The 1,159-nt window shown below is 52.6% G+C and carries 1 rRNA gene; it reads left to right on the top strand.

The window, feature by feature from the left end:
* Nucleotides 1-231: 231 nt before the first annotated feature.
* Nucleotides 232-1,159 (top strand): 16S ribosomal RNA (locus tag GT748_RS15050); the annotation flags it as partial.

Raw genomic sequence — 1,159 nt, 5'->3', positions numbered from 1 at the left:
AGAAAAAAGGGGTTGACAAAAAGAAGGCAGCGAGATATAATAAAAGGCACGGCGAGATGCCGAACGGACCTTGAAAATTGAACAATACTGAAGCTTGAACGGACCTAAAAATCCGGTCTATCACGGACTGGATGCGTCTCTTTGAGAGACAACACCAAGCGAAGTAATTTTAAACGTCAAGTTTGAAATGAGCTTAGGTTTGAACGGTGGGAACACTGTTTAGATACAACTTTGATAAAGAGTTTGATCCTGGCTCAGGACGAACGCTGGCGGCGCGCCTAACACATGCAAGTCGAACGGACACATCCGACGGAATAGCTTGCTAGGAAGATGGATGTTGTTAGTGGCGGACGGGTGAGTAACACGTGAGCAACCTGCCTCGGAGTGGGGGACAACAGTTGGAAACGACTGCTAATACCGCATACGGTGGTCGGGGGACATCCCCTGACCAAGAAAGGATTTATATCCGCTCTGAGATGGGCTCGCGTCTGATTAGCTAGTTGGCGGGGTAACGGCCCACCAAGGCAACGATCAGTAGCCGGACTGAGAGGTTGAACGGCCACATTGGGACTGAGACACGGCCCAGACTCCTACGGGAGGCAGCAGTGGGGAATATTGCACAATGGGGGGAACCCTGATGCAGCGACGCCGCGTGAGGGAAGAAGGTTTTCGGATTGTAAACCTCTGTCTTGTGGGACGATAATGACGGTACCACAGGAGGAAGCCATGGCTAACTACGTGCCAGCAGCCGCGGTAATACGTAGATGGCGAGCGTTGTCCGGAATTACTGGGTGTAAAGGGAGTGTAGGCGGGATCATAAGTTGCGTGTGAAATGCAGGGGCTCAACCCCTGAACTGCGCGCAAAACTGTGGTTCTTGAGTGAAGTAGAGGCAGGCGGAATTCCCGGTGTAGCGGTGGAATGCGTAGATATCGGGAGGAACACCAGTGGCGAAGGCGGCCTGCTGGGCTTTTACTGACGCTGAGGCTCGAAAGCATGGGGAGCAAACAGGATTAGATACCCTGGTAGTCCATGCCGTAAACGATGATTACTAGGTGTGGGGGGATAACCCCCTCCGTGCCGGAGTTAACACAATAAGTAATCCACCTGGGGAGTACGACCGCAAGGTTGAAACTCAAAGGAATTGACGGGGGCCCGCAC

The organism is Bittarella massiliensis (ex Durand et al. 2017) (genome assembly GCF_009876955.1).
GTDB classification, from domain to species: domain Bacteria; phylum Bacillota; class Clostridia; order Oscillospirales; family Ruminococcaceae; genus Bittarella; species Bittarella massiliensis.
This window is presented reverse-complemented; position numbering and strand designations above follow the sequence as displayed.